Source organism: Chitinophaga sp. 05T412 (assembly GCF_056396465.1).
Map to the genome: position 1 here is coordinate 1 of NZ_JBFTLN010000091.1, position 440 is coordinate 440.

Here is a 440-nt window from a genome sequence, read left to right on the forward strand (position 1 = left end):
GTGATGGTAACAGGAGTACCTGCACTCGTGATGGTAACAGGAGTACCTGCACTCACCGTAGGCGGTATATTTACYGGCGCGTCTTTCACCGTTACCGTAACGGTGCTGCTGGCGCTTTGCCCTTTATCATCTGTGACGGTCAACTGAAAAACATATTGCCCGGCGGTAGTCAATTTTGTAACGTCTGTACTAAGTGYGGTGGCGCTGCCTATGGCTGCATYYACCGGACCCGACACCTGRCTCCACTGATAGGATACAAGCGTGCTGCCGGCGGCGGCGCTGGCGGTGCCTGTCAATGTGGTAGCACTAACGGGTAACGTGATGGTAACAGGAGTACCTGCACTCACCGTAGGCGGTATATTTACTGGCGCGTCTTTCACCGTTACCGTAACGGTGCTGCTGGCGCTTTGCCCTTTATCATCTGTGACGGTCAACTGAAA

Annotated in this window: 1 protein-coding gene; it reads right to left on the minus strand. The window is 54.0% G+C overall.

Going from position 1 to position 440, the window contains the following annotated elements:
- Positions 1–440: PKD domain-containing protein (locus tag AC1DFM_RS34815; RefSeq protein ID WP_477081387.1), on the minus strand; the 440-nt coding region annotated here is incomplete at both ends.